This window comes from Nonomuraea sp. NPDC050536 (assembly GCF_044457685.1).
Classification (GTDB): Bacteria; Actinomycetota; Actinomycetes; order Streptosporangiales; family Streptosporangiaceae; genus Nonomuraea.
In genome coordinates, this window is the sequence record NZ_JBITHD010000040.1 from 17979 (window position 1) to 33911 (window position 15933).

The following is a 15933-nucleotide window of genomic DNA, read 5'->3' on the forward strand; positions in this document are numbered from 1 at the left end:
TCGATAGGTGCTCACGCGTACATACCGACGGCATCCTCTGGACTCATCGCTCCCGCGGAAGAAATCTCTCAGGGCATGCGCCAGTACTGACGCTTGTCCTTGTCGCGGACGAAGACCCCGAATCTGGACAGCTCCTTGCGCAGCTCCCTGATGTCGTCCTTCTTGCCCGCCTTCAGCGCCTGCTCGCGGGCCGCGAAGACGGCGTTGGACCCCTCGGGGAGGCCGGAGGCGTCGGGGACCCAGAGCCGGTAGTCGCCGGCGTGCGGGTCCTCGGCGGCCCAGCCGTACCCGTGGCCGGTGAAGGCCCTGGACAGGCGTTTGGGGCTCAGGTCGGTCTCCTCCCTGGCGATCTCCCTGCCGTGGCGGCCGAGCAGGACGAGCTGCTTGCCCTCCTTGAAAGCGAGGGTGAGCTCGTCGCGCTCGACGACCTGGGTCTCGTCCCTGGTGGTGATCGTCACCTGGGTGTCGGAGACGGCGACGGTGATGGCCTCGTGCAGCGCCGTCAGGGCGAGCAGCACGCCCGCGACGCCGCCGGCGGCCACCAGACCGAGGGTGACCCACGGTTCGGGGAAGGAGTTGAGCAGCCTGGCCGGGCCCTGGAACGGCGCCCACGGAAGCGTCACGAACCAGTGTGCCAACAGCCGCACCAGCCAGCCCACCACGACGCCGCCGCCGACGCACACCACCAGCACGACCGTGGCCGACTCGCCGACGACGGAACGCTCACCTGCCTCCATGTCCTACGTATCTATCGCGATCCGCATCCTGACCGCCCTGCTCTGCGGCGAATCGAAGACCAAAGTATGAATTTCCCTACCTAAGTGCCCCTCGCCGAAGACCAACGGTCTGGCCGCAGGTTAGGCGGGCGCCCCAGGTGGCAAGGGATATGTATGCATATTTCGGGGGTCAAGAGCGTTCTGCCGGATCATCATTACCGCCAGGAGGAGATCACCGAGGCGGTGGCCGGCTGGGTGGACGTGGACGTGGATCTGCTGCGCCGCTTCCACCACGCCACCGGGGTGCAGGGCAGGAATCTGGCACTGTCTCTCGACGAGTACGCCGGTCTCGATTTCACCGCCGCCAACGCGGTCTACATGGACGTCGCCCTGGACCTGGCCGGCCGCGCTCTGTCCAGCGCCCTGGAGGCGGCGGGACGGCGGCCGGGCGAGGTGGACTTCCTGCTCTTCTGCTCCACCACCGGCCTGGCCACGCCTTCGCTGGACGCCCGCCTCGCCCAGCAGGCCGGGCTCCGTGAGGACGTCAAGCGCCTCCCGGTCTTCGGCCTGGGGTGCGCCGCCGGCGCGGCCGGACTGTCGCGGCTGCACGACTACCTGCGCGGCAATCCCGATCACGTGGCGGCACTGGTGTGCGTCGAGCTCTGCTCGCTCACGGCCCAGCCTGACGACCTCTCGGTGGCGAACCTGGTGGCGAGCGGGCTGTTCGGCGACGGAGCGGGGGCCGTGGTCGCCACCGGCCACGGTCCCGGCCCCGAGGTGCTCGACTCCCGCAGCCACCTCTATCCCGGCACCGAGCATCTGATGGGCTGGCAGATCGGCACGCACGGCTTCCGCATCGTGCTCGACCCCGGACTCACCGGCTTCGTGGAGAAGACACTCGGAGCCGACATCGAAGCGTTCCTGGCCGACCACGACCTCACCCCGGAGCAGGTCGGCACGTGGATCTGCCACCCCGGCGGCCCCAAGATCATCGAGAAGATCGCCGAAGCCCTCCGCCTGCCTCGCCAGGCGCTCGCGGTCACCTGGCGGTCGCTGCGCGAGCACGGCAACCTCTCCTCCGTCTCGGTCCTGGACGTCCTGGAGCACACCACCGGCCGACCCGGGGCGCCGGCCGTACTGCTCGCCCTGGGGCCTGGCTTCTCGGCCGAGCTGGTGCTGATGCGCTGGTGATCGGATACCTGGTCCTGATCGGGCTGGTCGGCTGCGAGCGGCTCGCCGAGCTCGTGGTCGCCCGCCGCCATCTGGCCTGGGCCAGGTCCAGGGGCGGCATCGAGTACGGCAGGAGCCACTACCCGTGGCTCGTCCTGGTGCACGCCGGCCTGCTCGTGGCCGCGCCGCTCGAGGTCTGGGCGTACGGCAGGCCGTTCCTGCCGTGGCTGGGATGGCCCGCGCTCGCCCTCGTCCTCGGGGCACAGACACTGCGGTGGTGGTGCGTGGCCACGCTGGGCCGGCAGTGGAACACGCGCATCGTCGTGGTCCCCGGGATGCCGCTGGTGGACCGCGGACCGTACCGGTGGCTGCGGCACCCCAACTACGTGGCCGTCGTCGTGGAGGGGATCGCGTTGCCGCTCGTGCACACCGCCTGGGTCACCGCGCTGGTCTTCACCGCGGTCAACGGGGTTCTGCTCCGGGTCCGCATCCGTACCGAGGATGCCGCGCTGCGGGGGAGGACGAGCGACCTGCCCGCCGGATGACGGGGCGGCACTCCAGGCCCGCTGCCCGGCGGCACGATCCGCTACGCGGCGCCGTTCGGGATCGATCCCGAGGGGGACACCAGCCCGGCGTCGTAGGCGAGGATGACCAGGTGGACGCGGTCGCGGGCACCGAGCTTGGTCAGCAGCCGGGCCACGTGCGTCTTGGCCGTGGCCGCGCCGATGAACAGCCGGTCGGCGATCTCGCTGTTGGACAGGCCACGCGCCACCAGGGCCAGCACCTCGCGCTCGCGCTCGGTGACGCCGTCCAGGGACCGCACCGGGCGCGGGGGTTCGGCGCTCGCGGCGAAGTTCGCGATGAGGCGCCGGGTGACACTCGGCGCGATCAGCGCGTCCCCCGCTGCCACCACGCGGATCGCCGTGACGATGTCCACCAGCGCCATGTCCTTGACCAGGAAACCGCTCGCCCCGGCACGCAGCGCCGCGTAGACGTTGTGGTCGTCGTCGAACGTGGTGAGCATGAGCACCCGCGGCAGCTCCCCGGAGACGGTGATCGACCGGGTGGCCTGGATGCCGTCCATCCCGGGCATGCGGATGTCCATCAGCACCACGTCGGGCCGCAGCGTCCCGGCGAGCTCGACTGCCTGCGCGCCGGTGCCCGCCTCGCCCACGATCTCGATGTCGGGCATGGTGGAGATGGCCATGCTGAGCCCGGCGCGCACCAGCTCCTGGTCGTCGGCCAGCACCACGCGGATCGTCATGCCGGCAGCCTCGCCGTCACCCGGAAGCCGCCGCCGGGCTCGGATCCGGCGCTGAACAGGCCGTCGAGCAGGGCGACCCGCTCCCGCATCCCGGAGATCCCGAACCCGCTCCCGCGCGCCGAGCCGCGCCCGTCGTCGGCGATGTCGACCGTCAGCTCCTCCTGCCCGTAGTCCACGGACACCCGGCAGTGGCGGGCGCCGGAGTGCTTCACGACGTTGGTGACCGCCTCCTGGACGATGCGGAAGGCCGCCAGGTCGATCTCCGGCGGAATCGGGCGCCGCTCTCCCCGCCACTCCACCTCCACGTCGAGGTCGGTGCCCGCGGTCGTCGTCTCGGCCAGCCGTTCGACCGCCTCCAGCCCGACGGTGTGCGCCGGATCCTCCCCGGCCTCGCGCAGCGAGACGAGCATGCGCCGCAGCCCGGCCAGCGTCTCGCGGCTGGTCGTCTCGATGGTGTTCAGCGCCTTGCGGGCGCCGGCCGGCTGGGTGTCGAGCACCAGGCCCGCCGCTCCGGCCTGGATCGCGATGACCCCGATGCTGTGCGCGACCATGTCGTGCAGCTCGCGGGCGATCCGCAGGCGTTCCGTCGTGACCGCCTGGGCGGCGGCGTGCTCGCGCAGCGCCCGGCCGTAGCGTCGCTGCTGGCGGATCGCGTTGCCGATCATCGCGGGGATGGCGATGCCCGCCGCCACCGCCGCCAGCTCGCTGAGGAAGTCGCTGAAGCCCTGGTCGATCATGGCCGACTCGCCCGACCACACCGCCAGTTCGACACCGGCGACCGCCAGGACCGTCCGCGGTGACCGCACCGTCGCGATGTAGCCGACCAGGACGTCCATCGCCAGGAAGAGCGGCCACGTCTTCTCCCCGAGCAGCGGCACCGCCACCGACTCGGCGACGAGCAACCCGAACGCGATCAGCGGCCGCCTGCCGCCCCACGCCAGCACGGCGGCCAGCACGACGGCCAGACCCGCCCGCAGCGCCAGTCCGGCGAGCGGCGGCAGCTGGTGGATCGAGATCCGGAACGTGGTCGAGACGAACAGCAGCAGCGCGAACGCCGCGATGAGGCACCACGTCAGCGCCGTCCACACCCCCGACGGCAGCCGTCGCAGCCAGGGCGGACGTGGCAGGTCTCGAGTCACACGGCGATCGTAGTCAGGCAGGAAACGGACAGACGTCCGCCCTCCGGCGTACGCCCACGAGCGGACGATGATCCCCCCGCGGCCAGATGACCAGCGGGTACGGCGGGCGGGAGCGTTGTCCCCATGCTTCGTGAAAGAAATCCGGCCCTGCTGGTCGCGGCGCTCACCTTGGTCTCCGCCGCATATGTCCCGGCGGCATCGGCGGTCGCGGCCGCCGCCCCGGCCGCCAAGGCTCCGGCGTCCGTCTCCTCGGTTTCCGCGGGGGAGCTGCCCCGCCCGACAGGCTCTCATGGCGTGGGCAGGAGCACCCTGCACCTGGTGGACAAGCACCGCAGGGACCCCTGGGTCCCCAAGTCGGGCGACCGCCAGCTGATGGTCTCGATGTACTACCCCGCCAAGCCGGGCACCGGCGAGCCCGCCCGCTACATGACCGTCGAGGAGGCCCGCCTGATGCTCCAGAGGCGGTCGCCCGGCGCGAAGATCCCGCCCGAGGCCCTCAGCGACACCCGCACCTACGCCCGCGAAGGCGCGCGCCCGTCCGGCGGGCACTACCCGCTCGTGGTGCTCTCGCCGGGCTTCACCTTCCCCCGCGCCAGCCTGACCGCCGTGGCCGAGGACCTGGCCAGCAGGGGGTACGTGGTCGCGCTCGTCGACCACACCTACGAGTCCTCCGGCGTCACGTTCCCCGACGGGCGGACCCTGCCGTGCGCCGACGTGTGCGACCATCCCCCCGCGGGAGGGCTGGCGGCGATCTCCCGCAGCCGGGCCGCGGACATCCACTTCGTGCTCGACCAGCTCACCGGCCGCCGCCCCGGCTGGCCGTACGCCCGCATGATCGACCGCAAGCGGATCGGCATGGCCGGCCACTCCATCGGCGGGGACGCCGCCGCCTCGACCATGGCCGCCGACGACCGGGTGCGCGCCGGGGTGAACATGGACGGCACCTTCTTCGACCCGATGCCCGCCGCCGGCCTGCACGGCCGCCCCTTCCTGCTGCTGGGCACCCGGTCGGAGCACGCGCCCGGCAAGGACGACAGCTGGGACAGCGGGTGGAAGCACCTGGACGGCTGGAAGCGCTGGCTCACCATCGCCGGATCCGACCACGGCACCTTCACCGACGTACCCACCCTGGCCGCGCAGGCCGGGCTGCCCAGCCCCGCCGGGGCGATCCCGCCGCTGCGCGGGCTTGAGCTCACCCGCACCTACGTCGCCGCCTTCTTCGACATGTCCCTCAAGGGCGGGAAGCAGCCGCTGCCGGAGAACCCCGAGGTCGCCTTCCACAATCCCTAGCCCTGCCAGGAGCCGGCAACATTTCGGCAGCTCAGGGGCCCCCGCCTCTATGGGTGGGAGGCGATTGGGCGGATGATGGACTACGGGGGTGATTCATGTGAAGGAGAATCACGACTTTCGCTGGGCCGGCATAGCCGGTGTCGCTTCCCTGGTGGTGGCCCTCATCGGCCGGATAGTGATGGGGAACGTACCCCGGATCACCGACTCGGCGATGACCATCGGCACCTACCTGACGCAGGCTCGTGGCCAGGTGTTGATGGCGTCGCTGCTGTACGCCATCGCCCTGTGCCTGTTCCTGTGGTTCGGAGTCGCGCTGGCCACCGCCTTCCGGCGCGCCGACCCGGCCAGCGACCTGCCCGCGCTGGTCATGGCCGGGTACATCCTGGTCACGGCGATCGGGTTCATGGGGATCTCCGTGCTCGCGGGGCTGACGTACGCGCTGACCGCGCACCGGCCACTGATCGCCATAGCGGCCGGGCCGTACACGGCGCTGGTGGTCGTGGGGGCGATCACGGGCGTCGCGGTGGCGGCGACCTTCGGGGTGACCGCCTGGGCCATCATGCGCACCCACGTCCTGCCCACGTGGATGGGCTGGTGCGCCGTGGTGGTGGCCGCGGTCAGGCTCCTGGCCGCGTTCGCGGTGGGGAGCACGGGGGGCGTGCTGGCACCTGACAGCCCGTTCATCGCGATCGTCGCGGGCGTGCTGACCGCGCTGTGGGTCCTGGCGGCCAGCTATCTGCTCATCCGCGAGCAGCTCGCGATCCCCGCTTCCGGGGCGCGGCCGGCGATGGGTACTTGACACGGCTCGCCGTACCAGAGATCTCTGCGGATCGCTCGCGCGACAGACCCGTCGCGCGGGCGATCGGAGGATGTGATGTGAAAGACACCCTGCTGTCCGGGGGGAAGTATCGGGGTGAGCACACATGAGGGTTGTAGTGGGTTATGACGGCTCGGAGAGCTCCCTGCGAGCGCTGGAATGGGCGCTGGACGAGGCGACGCTGAGGAGGCTTCCGCTGACCGTCGTGCACGCCTGGCAATGGCCCTGCGGCACGGCCGATGAGCAGGTCAGGGAGCACCTGCGCAGCGCGGCCGAGCACGTGCTGTGGCACGGCGCCAAGCGGGTGATGGCGCAGGCCGCCACCGGGGACGTCGAGATGGACCTGTACGAGGGGCACGCGGCCGGACGCCTGGTCGAGCTGTCGGCCGGTGCGGAACTCGTGGTGGTGGGCTCGCTAGGCCTGGGCGGACTTCGCCGGGTCGCGGTGGGCTCCGTCGCGGCCCACGTCGTCGGCCACGCCCGCTGCCCGGTGATCGTCGTTCGCGGCTGCTCGCCCGCTCCGTCCTGGCCCTGCCCGGTCATCGCCGTGGCCACCAGGTGGCCGTGGGAGGCCGTCCTCGACTTCGCCTTCCAGGAGGCGGCCCTGAGGCAGTTGCCGCTGCTGGCGATCGAGCCGTGCACCGGCCGGTCGCGTGCCGAAGACCAGGAGGGGCCGCCTTCCGACGGGATCAGCACGGCCGAACTCCGCCGCCTGGTGATCGCCAGGCAGGGCAGATACCCCGGCGTGCTCGTCGAGATGGAGCCGGCCCCTGACACACCCCAGGAGGCGGTCGAGATCCTGTCGCGCGAGGCGCGCCTGCTGGTCGTGAGCGAGGGGCACGCCGCCCGCGTCGCGGTGGAGCACGCGACATGTCCGGTCGCCGTGATCAGGCCCCTGCGCGTTCCCAGAAGCGGCCCGGCTACCTGTCCGGACGGAGCCCTGCGGGGCGACCGAGGTTAATGAGTGGGCGTCTCGGATAGGGGATAGGCCCGGGCCGTTACACCGGACAGGGGAGGACGCCATGGGAGCCGAGGACAAGGTCTCCAACAAGGCCAAGGAGCTGAAGGGCAAGGCCAAGAAGGCTGTGGCCCGCGTGACCGGCGACGAGTCGCTGATGGCCGAGGGCCGCCTCGACGAGGCTGAAGCCAAGGTGAGGAAGGTAGCCGAAAAGGCCAAGGACGCCATCAAGCGTCGCTGACCGCCGACGAGTTGCTGGCCGCCGACGGGCTGAGTCCGCGGCAGTGCGTGTACGTCGGAGACTCGCCCGGTGACGCGCGGGCGGCCAACGGCGCCGGCCTGGGCTTCATCGCCTGTATGCAGAGCGGCCTCAGGCGGCCCGCCGACTTCCACCCGCACCGCGTCGACGCGTTCGCCGACACCTTCCCCGACGTGGTGGAGGCCGTGAGCCGCCTGGACACGTGAGGGCCTCGTCTCGCCCCCACGGGGACGGGGGTCGCAGACTCGCCGCTCCGAGACGAGGCCCGTCGCCTCCGGCCTTTCGACCGGAGGTCGTGCCCCGGGATCTCGCGTCGCGGCTGAGCGGGCCCACCAGCATGACTTCGGCGATCTCAGAGGTCCGACCCGGGGGGAGTCGGGCTGGTCCGCGGTGCGATCCGGGTACCGTGACGGTAAGTCTCCAGGCGGGTACCGTCACGTGTTTCTCGCGGTAACATTTGTACCGTTTTGGCAACTTTGTGAGGTTTGCTCACCTTCAGGAACACAGCCTTACCAGATTCCGGGATCGCGCCGGGTCGTGACGTGGCTAGTGTGCCCCCGGCAGGGGGCCGGCCCGGTGGGTGTACCTGTACTTCCACGCGAGATCCAGGGCGATGCTCACCACAAGGATGACGAGCAACGCCAGGATCGCCACGGGCTCATGGATCAGCGTCGTGAAGACGAAGGTCAGCAGAACGGCACCGGCCGATGCGACGGCCAGTCCGAGGACGACGACGTTGGCGCGGGTCTCGGTCCGTACCCGGAAATGCGCGACCGTGATGAAGATGAAGACCAGGAGGGCGACGGCGCTTCCGATGGAGGCGATCGCGTCGAGATTGAACGCGAGGGCGAGAACCAGGCATACCGCCGCCGCTATCAGAAGCCCCGCCGATGCGCGTCCGCCGAGCTTGCGTGCCATCAACGGCGGGAACTGCCCCGTCTGCGCCAGGCGCTCACACAGGCCGGGTGCCGGATACAGGCCCGCGTTGGTGGCTCCGGAGGTGGCGAACAGCGCGGTCACACTCATCATCCAGTAGCCGGCCATGCCCAGCGACGGCTCGGCGGCGACGGCGAGCGCGGTCCCGCCGGAGGAGATGACCTGCTCCGCCGTGAGCGTGCCGAACACGCCCACCGCGATGGCGATATAGATGACCGTGGCGATCCCGAGAGCGAGGAACATGGCTCTCGGAAGCTGTCGCCCCGGATCGGGGAGATCCTTCGCCGTGAACGTGATGATGCCGAACCCCAGGAACGCGAAGAACGTCAGCGCGACGCTGGAGACGATGTCGCGGAACGGCGGGTATCCGGACGGCGCCAGCAGCGACAGCTGCATGTTGGCGATCGTCACCACCGCGAAGATGACCAGGATTCCCAGCACGACGTACACGATCACGGTCTGTGCCTTGGCGACCAGCGTCGATCCGACGATGTTCACGGCCGTCATCGCGATGATGATGAACGCGGCGAACACCTTGGCCCAGGCCGCGTTCCCGCCGGCGAACATGGCGCTCGCGTAGCTTCCGAACGAGACCGCCACCATCGCGGTGACGATGGCGTTGGCCACGTAGACGAGCCAGGCCGTGATACCGGTGACGTGGCCCTCACCGAAGCCTTTGGCCACGTACTCGAGCAGGCCTCCGGCGGAGGGGTACCGGGCGCCGAGCTTGGCGAACGAGTAGCCCTGCAGGATCGCGACGATGCCGGCGATGACGAACGACAGCCACACGGCCGAGCCCGCCACCTCGCCGGCCGCGCCCAGGAGCGCGAAGATCCCGGCCCCCACCATGGCGCCGACGCCGATGAAGGCGGCCTGCCGTACGGTGAACTTCGCCTGTGATGGCATGAGGGGTCCCCCCATTTTCTACGGCGCAGCCGGGGTCCTCGTCGTGGCGAAAACGGCGGGCTGCTTACCACAGGTCCAGGATTTGTTCCTCGATGGATAGTGTTCCCGCAGGCCAAAGGGCATACACCCGGGACGGCCGGGCCGAGGGGTCACCTGGCAAGCCGTTTGTTCTGCCGTGGGAGCAGAAATAACCGTGCGTGGGAACCACTCCCTGGCGGTGAGGAGATGGCGTGCGCATGGGTGAGGAGATGGCCCGGAATGTCGGGCCTGCGGGTATCGAGGTGGCCTACGAGCGGTTCGGCGACCCGGGGGCTCCGCCCGTTCTGCTGATCATGGGCGGTGGCGGGCAGATGATCAACTGGCCCGACGGGTTCTGCGCCGAACTGGTCGACCGCGGACTGCACGTGATCCGGTTCGACAACCGCGATGCCGGCCGGTCGTCCCACTTCACGGACGCGCCCGTACCGGACATTCAGGCGGCCATGACCGGTGACGTGTCGTCGGCGTCCTACACGCTGTCGGACATGGCGGCCGACGCCGTGGGGCTGCTCGAGGTGCTCGGTCTCGACGGCGCCCACCTGGTCGGACTCTCCCTCGGCGGGATGATCGCCCAGACGATGGCGATCGAGCATCCCGGCCGGGTCCGGTCGCTGACGTCGATGAGTTCCACCACCGGCGACCCCGCGGTGGGCCGGCCGGACTTCGCCGCAATCGGACCGCTGGGAGCGCCGCCCGAGGACCGGCAGGGCTACGTGGCATGGCAGGTGCGCGTCCTGCGGGCGGTCGGCTCCCCGGGGTTCGCGTTCGACGAGGACGCGGTGGCCGCCCGGGCGGGGCAGGCCTACGACCGCGGGCTCGCCCCACTGGGCATGATGCGCCAGAGCGTCGCGGTCCTGGCCTCCGGAGATCGCACGGCTCGGTTGCGGCACCTGCGAGTCCCCACCCTGGTGATCCATGGCACCGCCGACCTCATGATCGACGTCAGCGGCGGCCGGGCCACGGCGGCGGCCATCCCCGGCGCGAACCTGGTGATCATCGATGGGCTGGGCCACAGCCTTCCTCTGGAACTCTGGCCCGAGTTCGCCACCCACATCGCCGAACTCGTCCACCGCGCGGAAGCGGCAACGTCCACTACCTGACGTGGTCGGGTATGCAGTGGAGCCGACCAGGTGATCGGCTGGCTGCGCGGCTAGCTGTCTGACGAGGCGACCTTCCATTAGCTCTGTTGCAGAGCTAATGTCGTTGGTATGGGGACCGACGACCTTCCCGAGACTCTCGCGGGGCTCCTGTCCGGCATCCACCGCCTGGTGCGGCGGAATCTGCGGACGACGGTCGAACAGCCGTACCTGCGCGGCGCCGAGGTCGAGCTGCTGCGCCTGGTGCGCGCCAGCCCGGGCATCGGTGTCTCGGCGGCGGCGCGCGAGCTGCACCTGGCGGGAAACTCGGTCTCCACCCTGGTCAACCAGCTCACCAGGCGCGGCCTGCTGCGCAGGGAGACCGGCAAGGACCGCAGATCCGCCCACCTGATGCTCACCCCGGAGGCCGAGACCCGGCTGAACCTGTGGCAGGAGCGGCGGATCGTGCTGGTCAAGGAGCAGCTGGACCGCCTTGCCGGACAGGACAGGGACGCTCTGGAGGCCGCGATCCCCGCGCTGCGCAGGCTAGCCGAGGGTTTGGAGGCGACTCTCGTTGAGCGATGACGCGCTGACCTGCACCGGCCTGCGGTACTCCTTCGGCAGGACCGAGGCCGTCGCGGGCCTGGACCTGACCGTGAGCCGCGGCGAGATCTTCGGCCTGCTCGGGCCGAACGGCGCGGGCAAGACCACCGCGATCCGCTGCGTCACCACCCTGCTGCCCGTGCCCGCGGGCATGGTCAGCGTCTTCGGGCACGACGCCGCGCGGGAGAAGATGCAGGTGCGCCGGTTGCTGGGATACGTGCCCCAGCAGCTGTCGGCCGACGCCGGGCTGACGGGCAGGGAGAACGTCGCCCTGTTCGCCCGGGTCTTCGACGTGCCGAGAAGGGATCGCGCGGAGCGGGTGGCTCGGGTGCTGGAGTCGGTGGGGCTGGCCGAGGCGGCCGACCGGATGGCGGCGACGTACTCAGGCGGCATGATCAGGCGGCTCGAACTGGCGCAGGCGCTGGTCAGCGCGCCGAAGCTGCTCATGCTCGACGAGCCGACGATCGGCCTCGACCCGATCGCGCGGACCGGGGTGTGGGAGCACATCAACGCCGTGCGCGCGGAGACGGACATGACCGTCCTGGTCACCACGCACTACATGGACGAGGCCGACCAGTACTGCGACCGGGTCGCGCTCATGCACAAGGGCACGATCAGGGCCATGGACACGCCCGCGCGGCTCAAGGCACAACTCGGTGAGAAGGCGACGCTGGAGGACGTGTTCCGCGCGGTCGCCGGAAGCGACCTGAACGAAGCGGGAGGAGATTTCCGCGATGTCCGTAATACTCGCAGGACGGCTTCCCGCGTCGGTTGAACCGCTGCGCACGGGATGGTCGCGCACCATCGCCATGTGCGTGGTGGAGCTGCAGAAACTCCGTCACGACCGCACCGAGCTGTACACCAGGGCCATCCAGCCCGCGCTGTGGTTGCTGATCTTCGGCGAGACGTTCACCAGGATCCGCCTCATCCCCACGGAGGGCATCCCGTACCTGGACTACCTGGCGCCGGGCATCATCGCGCAGTCGGCGATGTTCATCTCGATCTTCTACGGCATCCAGATCATCTGGGACCGTGACGCGGGCATCCTCACCAAGCTCCTGGTCACGCCGACCCCGCGGGCGGCGTTGGTGGCGGGCAAGGCGTTCGCCGCCGGGGTCAAGGCGGTGATCCAGGCGGTCGTGGTGCTGCTGATCGCCGCGCTCCTGGGCGTCGGCATGACCTGGAACCCGGTGCGCCTGCTCGGCATGGCCGCGGCCGTCGTGCTCGGCGCGGCGTTCTTCTCCTGCCTGTCGGTGACGATCGCCGGCATCGTGCTCACGCGCGACCGGCTCATGGGGATCGGGCAGGCCATCACGATGCCGCTGTTCTTCGCCTCCAACGCCCTGTACCCGATCGCGGTGATGCCGGGATGGCTGCAGGCGATCAGCGCCGTCAACCCGCTGACCTACCAGGTCGACGCGTTGCGCGCGCTGCTGCTCGGCACACCCGGCCACCTGGGCCTGGACTTCCTCGTGCTGGTCATCGCCGCGGCGACCGGGATCACCGCGGCGTCCCTGCTCCTGCCTCGCCTGGCGCGCTGAGCTTGCCGTAGGCGCGGAGAAAGACGACGCACGCCTCGACCGTGCGGTAGTGCTCGGGCGGGTGCGAGATTCCGTGGAGGGCGTCCAGGCTCGCGCGGTGGGTGGTCAGCGCCAGGAATTGCTCTGCCGCGAGGTCCGGGTCGGGGACATCCAGCTCGGGACGGTGGGCGAGGTCACGGGCCAGCGCCGCGCGGAGAACGTCGGGCCCTTCGAGCGCCCAGACGGTGCGCCAGCCGACCGGGAGGTCCTCGCTGATGAGCAGCCGGCGTAGCGCCGCGAGTTCCGGATCGGTGATGAGCTCCACCAGATAGGCCGCGAGGCCTGCGAGGGCAACCAGGATGTCGGGGTTCGCCAGGACAGTCCCGGCGGGGGGACTCCCTTCCCCCATGGCTGCCGTCCGATCCCGGCGGACCCGGGCGATCACCTCCGCGAAGAGGGCCTCCTTGTCGGCGAAATGCGAGTACAGGGTCGGGCGGGCCACGCCGGCCCGCTCGGCGATCCTGGTCATCGACGTGGCGGTGATGCCTTCGCGGACGAACAGCTCGCGGGCCGCCGCCACGATCCTTTCCCGCTTCGACTCGGACTTGGGGCGGCCGGGGCCGCGCCGTGTCGTTGACATGGTAGGAAATACTAGACTCCAGAGTTCAGTAATCAACAGAGGGGCGAGCATGCGAAAGTTCGGCGTGCTGGTGGACATGGCGGTGCCGGTGGCGCTGTACTACGCGTTCACGGGGTTAGGCGGCTCCCAGCGGGCGGGCCTGCTGGCTGCCGCCGCGGGGTCGGCAGCGCTGGCGGTGGTCGCCGCCGTGCGTTCGCGGCGCCTGGTCGCCTTGCCGGTGGTCATGGCTCTCGGGGCGCTGCTGAGCCTGGCGGCCGGGTTGGTGAGCGGATCGGATCGGCTCCTGCTGGTGCGCGAGGCGCTGGTGGGGATCCCGCTCGGGCTGGTGTTCGTGGCCACGGCGTTCACCGGCGATCCTGTGCTGGCGGCGGTCTACCGGGCGGTGCTGGTCAAGAACGCCGAACAGGACACTCTCTGGACGAACGGCCTGGCCAAGGGGGCGTGGCTCCGCGGGCGGCTTCGGACGATGACCATCACGTGGGGCCTGGTCGGCGTCGCCGGATCCCTGGCGCAGGTCGTCGCCGCCTACCGGTTGCCGGTGTCGACGGCTGTTTGGGTGACCAATCTGATCGTCCCGGCGATCATTGTGACGGCCTGCGTGCTCTGCGGTCCCTCTGTGAGCCGCATCCGCGCCTCTCTGCAGGACTGCCGGCCCTGATCGGCTTCAGGAATCGCGATGCTGGTGTTGCTCAGGGAGGTGGCTTTCCTGGTGGGCCCACGGGACGAGGTTGTCCAGTGAGACCTGTCGGAAGAAGTCGACGATCTCGCGGTCCGAGTGGCGCAGGCTGAAGTGGGTCAGGACGAACAGTGTTTCCGGGTGGGCCTCCACCACGGGTCTGAGGCGGCTCCACACCGTGTGCCCGACCCGGTCCGCGCGGTCCAGTTCGGCGTCGTCCAGGTAGGTGCACTCGGTGATGATGACCGGGTAGTCGAAAAGCCACGGATTCCGCTCGAAGACGTTGACGTGCGTGTCTCCGAGAAAGGCGAACAGCGGCCTGCGGACCTCGTGGTCGACCTGGACGCCCTCCCTGCGCCGCTGCGCCATGATCCGGCCGAACTCCCCGCCCAGGGATCGCCGCAGTTCCTCGAACTCCGGCCGCAGCGCCTTGCGCCGTTCCGAGAAGGCGTATCCCACGCAGGGCACCTTGTGCTCGCATTCCACCACGCGCACGTGGTGTCCTCGCCGCCCGAAAACGAACTCGTCGTCCTGCCGCACGCCGTGCAGGCGACATCCCTTCGCCAGCTCCGGGTCGTACCCTGCGCCATGATTCAGCTCAGCGGATGCACGCAGATAGGACTCCACGTACGGCACCGCCGCGGCGGGCAGGTAGATGTCCGTGCCGGAGGCCCTGGCCGCCAGATAATCGAGATCCTTGGCGTGGTCGTGGTGGGTGTGGGTCAGGAAGACCGTGTCCACCTGCCGCCCCTCGCACAATCCCGCGTCGAGGCTGCACCGCAGCTCGGGGAGGTGGAAGAAGGTCTTGTCGTTGGCGCGCGAGTAGCCGGTGATGGTCAGCTCCGCCCCGGGTATCCGCCACGTCTTCCACTGCCGGAACGGATGCCCCTGCTCCAGCAGCTCGACCTTTCGCCTCGCCATGGTCCGCACCTTTCGATGATCAAGTGCCAGCCGATCGTAGTGACCGGTCCCGGGCGGGGCACCTGATTTCTCGCTTGAGCCCGGTGCGGAAGGAGCACAGGGTCGGATCATGAATGTGATCCCTGCCCGGAGATCGACCTGCCGGGCCACTCGCAGGCGGGCATCGCTGCCTACCCCGAGCTGGGGAACGCGGACGTCATCGACACCGCCGCGCTGGAGGTGTGGACCGACTGGGGCTGCTCTGAGGCGGATGTGTTCGGCCAAGGGCGCCTACACCGCCAAGCAGGCGATCCGGCTGGCGCGGGAGGTCGACGACTGCGACATCGGCTGGTTCGAGGAGCCGGTCTCCTCCGGCGAGCCGGAGGACGGGGTCCTGCGCCCCGACCTGTCGCGCCCCGGACTGGGCCTTGAGCTACGGACGGCCGATGCCGGCAGGTACCAGGTCGCGCCGTAGGCTTCGGAGGCTTGGACCCCTACCGTACGGCGCGCCATAGCGGCAGGCTGGAGGGGTCGAGGCTTGAGGGAGTGACGGCGGCGTGGACCAGACAACCCAGCCGAGTCACCGGGTGCGGATCGAGGAGGGGCACCTGGTGCTTGACGCCTGGGCGCCTGGGAGGGCCGCCTGCGTCGCCGAGGCGCTGCACGCGCTGACCGCGGGCGTCCGATGGCCCGGAGCGGCCGTCCCCGGCGAGCAGATCACCGAGAGCCTTCAGGCAGAGCCGGACGCCGATCTCCTGGCCCAGGCCATGGACCTGGCGATCAGGCGGATGACCACGTTCGGGCAGGTGCCTGTGGACGTCGAGGTCGCCGAGCACCCTGACGGGACCACGACGCTCGTCATGCTCATGGTCGCGCACGCCGAGCTGCGATACCTGCCCACACAGAGCCCGGCGGCCGAGGACGTCGTCCTGGCCCGCGCGGGTGGTGGGTGGTGCTGCCACGCCGTGGTGGACGTCCAGCCGACGGCCTGAGCCCAGGGAACAGTCCACGTTCCGGGGTGCCC

At 70.2% G+C, this 15933-nt stretch carries 20 protein-coding genes; 14 read left to right on the top strand and 6 right to left on the bottom strand.

Annotated features, from left to right (window positions below; genetic code table 11):
- Window positions 1–68 precede the first annotated feature (68 nt).
- A complete protein-coding gene (locus ACIBHX_RS51415; protein WP_397076256.1) occupies window positions 69–737 on the bottom strand; it encodes a hypothetical protein in 669 nt (222 codons plus the stop codon).
- Between the two features lie 153 nt (window positions 738–890).
- On the opposite strand from ACIBHX_RS51415, the gene ACIBHX_RS51420 reads away from it, so the two are divergent.
- Together ACIBHX_RS51420 and ACIBHX_RS51425 are read left to right on the top strand one after the other, a co-directional pair.
- On the top strand, window positions 891–1907 hold the full coding sequence (locus ACIBHX_RS51420; RefSeq protein ID WP_397076258.1) for a type III polyketide synthase: 1017 nt from the start codon (window positions 891–893) through the stop codon (window positions 1905–1907).
- Window positions 1904–2431, top strand: a complete 528-nt coding sequence (locus ACIBHX_RS51425) for an isoprenylcysteine carboxyl methyltransferase family protein (RefSeq protein ID WP_397076260.1) — start codon at window positions 1904–1906, stop codon at window positions 2429–2431. The genes ACIBHX_RS51420 and ACIBHX_RS51425 overlap by 4 nt, the downstream gene beginning before the upstream one ends.
- Before the next feature lie 41 nt (window positions 2432–2472).
- On the opposite strand, the gene ACIBHX_RS51430 is transcribed toward ACIBHX_RS51425, so the two are convergent.
- On the bottom strand, window positions 2473–3150 hold the full coding sequence (locus ACIBHX_RS51430; protein ID WP_397076261.1) for a response regulator: 678 nt from the start codon (window positions 3148–3150) through the stop codon (window positions 2473–2475).
- Window positions 3147–4289, bottom strand: coding sequence for a sensor histidine kinase (locus ACIBHX_RS51435; protein WP_397076263.1), 1143 nt, complete (start codon window positions 4287–4289; stop codon window positions 3147–3149). The genes ACIBHX_RS51430 and ACIBHX_RS51435 overlap by 4 nt, the downstream gene beginning before the upstream one ends.
- A 123-nt stretch (window positions 4290–4412) precedes the next feature.
- Between ACIBHX_RS51435 and ACIBHX_RS51440 the strand changes: the two genes are divergently transcribed.
- The 5 genes from ACIBHX_RS51440 to ACIBHX_RS51460 all read left to right on the top strand — a co-directional run bounded on the left by ACIBHX_RS51440 (window position 4413) and on the right by ACIBHX_RS51460 (window position 7819).
- Window positions 4413–5579: an alpha/beta hydrolase family protein gene (locus ACIBHX_RS51440; RefSeq protein ID WP_397076265.1), complete on the top strand. Its 1167-nt coding sequence runs from the start codon at window positions 4413–4415 to the stop codon at window positions 5577–5579.
- Window positions 5580–5676: 97 nt separating this feature from the next.
- Window positions 5677–6378 (top strand): hypothetical protein, encoded by a 702-nt coding sequence (locus ACIBHX_RS51445; protein ID WP_397076267.1) that lies wholly within the window; start codon window positions 5677–5679, stop codon window positions 6376–6378.
- Between the two features lie 124 nt (window positions 6379–6502).
- Window positions 6503–7357, top strand: a complete 855-nt coding sequence (locus ACIBHX_RS51450) for a universal stress protein (protein WP_397076269.1) — start codon at window positions 6503–6505, stop codon at window positions 7355–7357.
- Between the two features lie 61 nt (window positions 7358–7418).
- Window positions 7419–7595 (top strand): CsbD family protein, encoded by a 177-nt coding sequence (locus tag ACIBHX_RS51455; protein ID WP_397076270.1) that lies wholly within the window; start codon window positions 7419–7421, stop codon window positions 7593–7595.
- An 11-nt stretch (window positions 7596–7606) separates the two neighbouring features.
- A complete protein-coding gene (locus ACIBHX_RS51460; protein WP_397076271.1) occupies window positions 7607–7819 on the top strand; it encodes an HAD family hydrolase in 213 nt (70 codons plus the stop codon).
- A 340-nt stretch (window positions 7820–8159) separates the two neighbouring features.
- Here ACIBHX_RS51460 and ACIBHX_RS51465 read toward each other — a convergent pair whose 3' ends face one another.
- Window positions 8160–9455: an APC family permease gene (locus ACIBHX_RS51465; protein ID WP_397076273.1), complete on the bottom strand. Its 1296-nt coding sequence runs from the start codon at window positions 9453–9455 to the stop codon at window positions 8160–8162.
- 236 nt (window positions 9456–9691) lie between these two features.
- Between ACIBHX_RS51465 and ACIBHX_RS51470 the strand changes: the two genes are divergently transcribed.
- The 4 genes from ACIBHX_RS51470 (at window position 9692) to ACIBHX_RS51485 (ending at window position 12714) form a co-directional block, all read left to right on the top strand.
- Window positions 9692–10594: an alpha/beta fold hydrolase gene (locus ACIBHX_RS51470; RefSeq protein WP_397076308.1), complete on the top strand. Its 903-nt coding sequence runs from the start codon at window positions 9692–9694 to the stop codon at window positions 10592–10594.
- A 108-nt stretch (window positions 10595–10702) separates the two neighbouring features.
- The gene (locus tag ACIBHX_RS51475) at window positions 10703–11155 is read left to right on the top strand and encodes a MarR family winged helix-turn-helix transcriptional regulator (protein ID WP_397076274.1); all 453 of its coding nucleotides are present in this window, start codon (window positions 10703–10705) and stop codon (window positions 11153–11155) included.
- Complete coding sequence (locus ACIBHX_RS51480; RefSeq protein ID WP_397076275.1) at window positions 11145–11948, top strand: ABC transporter ATP-binding protein; 804 nt, start codon at window positions 11145–11147, stop codon at window positions 11946–11948. The genes ACIBHX_RS51475 and ACIBHX_RS51480 overlap by 11 nt, the downstream gene beginning before the upstream one ends.
- Entirely contained in the window at window positions 11908–12714 is an 807-nt protein-coding gene (locus ACIBHX_RS51485) for an ABC transporter permease (RefSeq protein ID WP_397076277.1), read from the top strand. The genes ACIBHX_RS51480 and ACIBHX_RS51485 overlap by 41 nt, the downstream gene beginning before the upstream one ends.
- Here the strand turns inward: ACIBHX_RS51485 and ACIBHX_RS51490 are convergent.
- A complete protein-coding gene (locus ACIBHX_RS51490; RefSeq protein ID WP_397076279.1) occupies window positions 12674–13333 on the bottom strand; it encodes a TetR/AcrR family transcriptional regulator in 660 nt (219 codons plus the stop codon). The genes ACIBHX_RS51485 and ACIBHX_RS51490 overlap by 41 nt on opposite strands.
- A gap of 49 nt (window positions 13334–13382) precedes the next feature.
- On the opposite strand from ACIBHX_RS51490, the gene ACIBHX_RS51495 reads away from it, so the two are divergent.
- On the top strand, window positions 13383–13991 hold the full coding sequence (locus ACIBHX_RS51495; protein ID WP_397076280.1) for a VC0807 family protein: 609 nt from the start codon (window positions 13383–13385) through the stop codon (window positions 13989–13991).
- Between the two features lie 6 nt (window positions 13992–13997).
- Here the strand turns inward: ACIBHX_RS51495 and ACIBHX_RS51500 are convergent, their stop codons facing one another.
- The gene (locus ACIBHX_RS51500) at window positions 13998–14930 is read right to left on the bottom strand and encodes an MBL fold metallo-hydrolase (protein WP_397076282.1); all 933 of its coding nucleotides are present in this window, start codon (window positions 14928–14930) and stop codon (window positions 13998–14000) included.
- Window positions 14931–15180: 250 nt separating this feature from the next.
- Between ACIBHX_RS51500 and ACIBHX_RS51505 the strand changes: the two genes are divergently transcribed.
- Together ACIBHX_RS51505 and ACIBHX_RS51510 are read left to right on the top strand one after the other, a co-directional pair.
- Window positions 15181–15384, top strand: a complete 204-nt coding sequence (locus tag ACIBHX_RS51505) for an enolase C-terminal domain-like protein (RefSeq protein ID WP_397076284.1) — start codon at window positions 15181–15183, stop codon at window positions 15382–15384.
- Window positions 15385–15466: 82 nt separating this feature from the next.
- Complete coding sequence (locus tag ACIBHX_RS51510) at window positions 15467–15901, top strand: hypothetical protein (protein WP_397076285.1); 435 nt, start codon at window positions 15467–15469, stop codon at window positions 15899–15901.
- Window positions 15902–15933: the final 32 nt, after the last annotated feature.

Coding starts and splice junctions, on each gene's coding strand:
- ACIBHX_RS51500 (WP_397076282.1), bottom strand. CDS start 14,930: ATGGCGAGGCGAAAGGTCGAGCTGCTGGAGCAGGGGCATCCGTTCCGG.
- ACIBHX_RS51415 (WP_397076256.1), bottom strand. CDS start 737: ATGGAGGCAGGTGAGCGTTCCGTCGTCGGCGAGTCGGCCACGGTCGTG.
- ACIBHX_RS51420 (WP_397076258.1), top strand. CDS start 891: ATGCATATTTCGGGGGTCAAGAGCGTTCTGCCGGATCATCATTACCGC.
- ACIBHX_RS51490 (WP_397076279.1), bottom strand. CDS start 13,333: ATGTCAACGACACGGCGCGGCCCCGGCCGCCCCAAGTCCGAGTCGAAG.
- ACIBHX_RS51440 (WP_397076265.1), top strand. CDS start 4,413: ATGCTTCGTGAAAGAAATCCGGCCCTGCTGGTCGCGGCGCTCACCTTG.
- ACIBHX_RS51485 (WP_397076277.1), top strand. CDS start 11,908: ATGTCCGTAATACTCGCAGGACGGCTTCCCGCGTCGGTTGAACCGCTG.
- ACIBHX_RS51465 (WP_397076273.1), bottom strand. CDS start 9,455: ATGCCATCACAGGCGAAGTTCACCGTACGGCAGGCCGCCTTCATCGGC.
- ACIBHX_RS51455 (WP_397076270.1), top strand. CDS start 7,419: ATGGGAGCCGAGGACAAGGTCTCCAACAAGGCCAAGGAGCTGAAGGGC.
- ACIBHX_RS51505 (WP_397076284.1), top strand. CDS start 15,181: ATGTGTTCGGCCAAGGGCGCCTACACCGCCAAGCAGGCGATCCGGCTG.
- ACIBHX_RS51450 (WP_397076269.1), top strand. CDS start 6,503: ATGAGGGTTGTAGTGGGTTATGACGGCTCGGAGAGCTCCCTGCGAGCG.
- ACIBHX_RS51475 (WP_397076274.1), top strand. CDS start 10,703: ATGGGGACCGACGACCTTCCCGAGACTCTCGCGGGGCTCCTGTCCGGC.
- ACIBHX_RS51470 (WP_397076308.1), top strand. CDS start 9,692: ATGGGTGAGGAGATGGCCCGGAATGTCGGGCCTGCGGGTATCGAGGTG.
- ACIBHX_RS51495 (WP_397076280.1), top strand. CDS start 13,383: ATGCGAAAGTTCGGCGTGCTGGTGGACATGGCGGTGCCGGTGGCGCTG.
- ACIBHX_RS51430 (WP_397076261.1), bottom strand. CDS start 3,150: ATGACGATCCGCGTGGTGCTGGCCGACGACCAGGAGCTGGTGCGCGCC.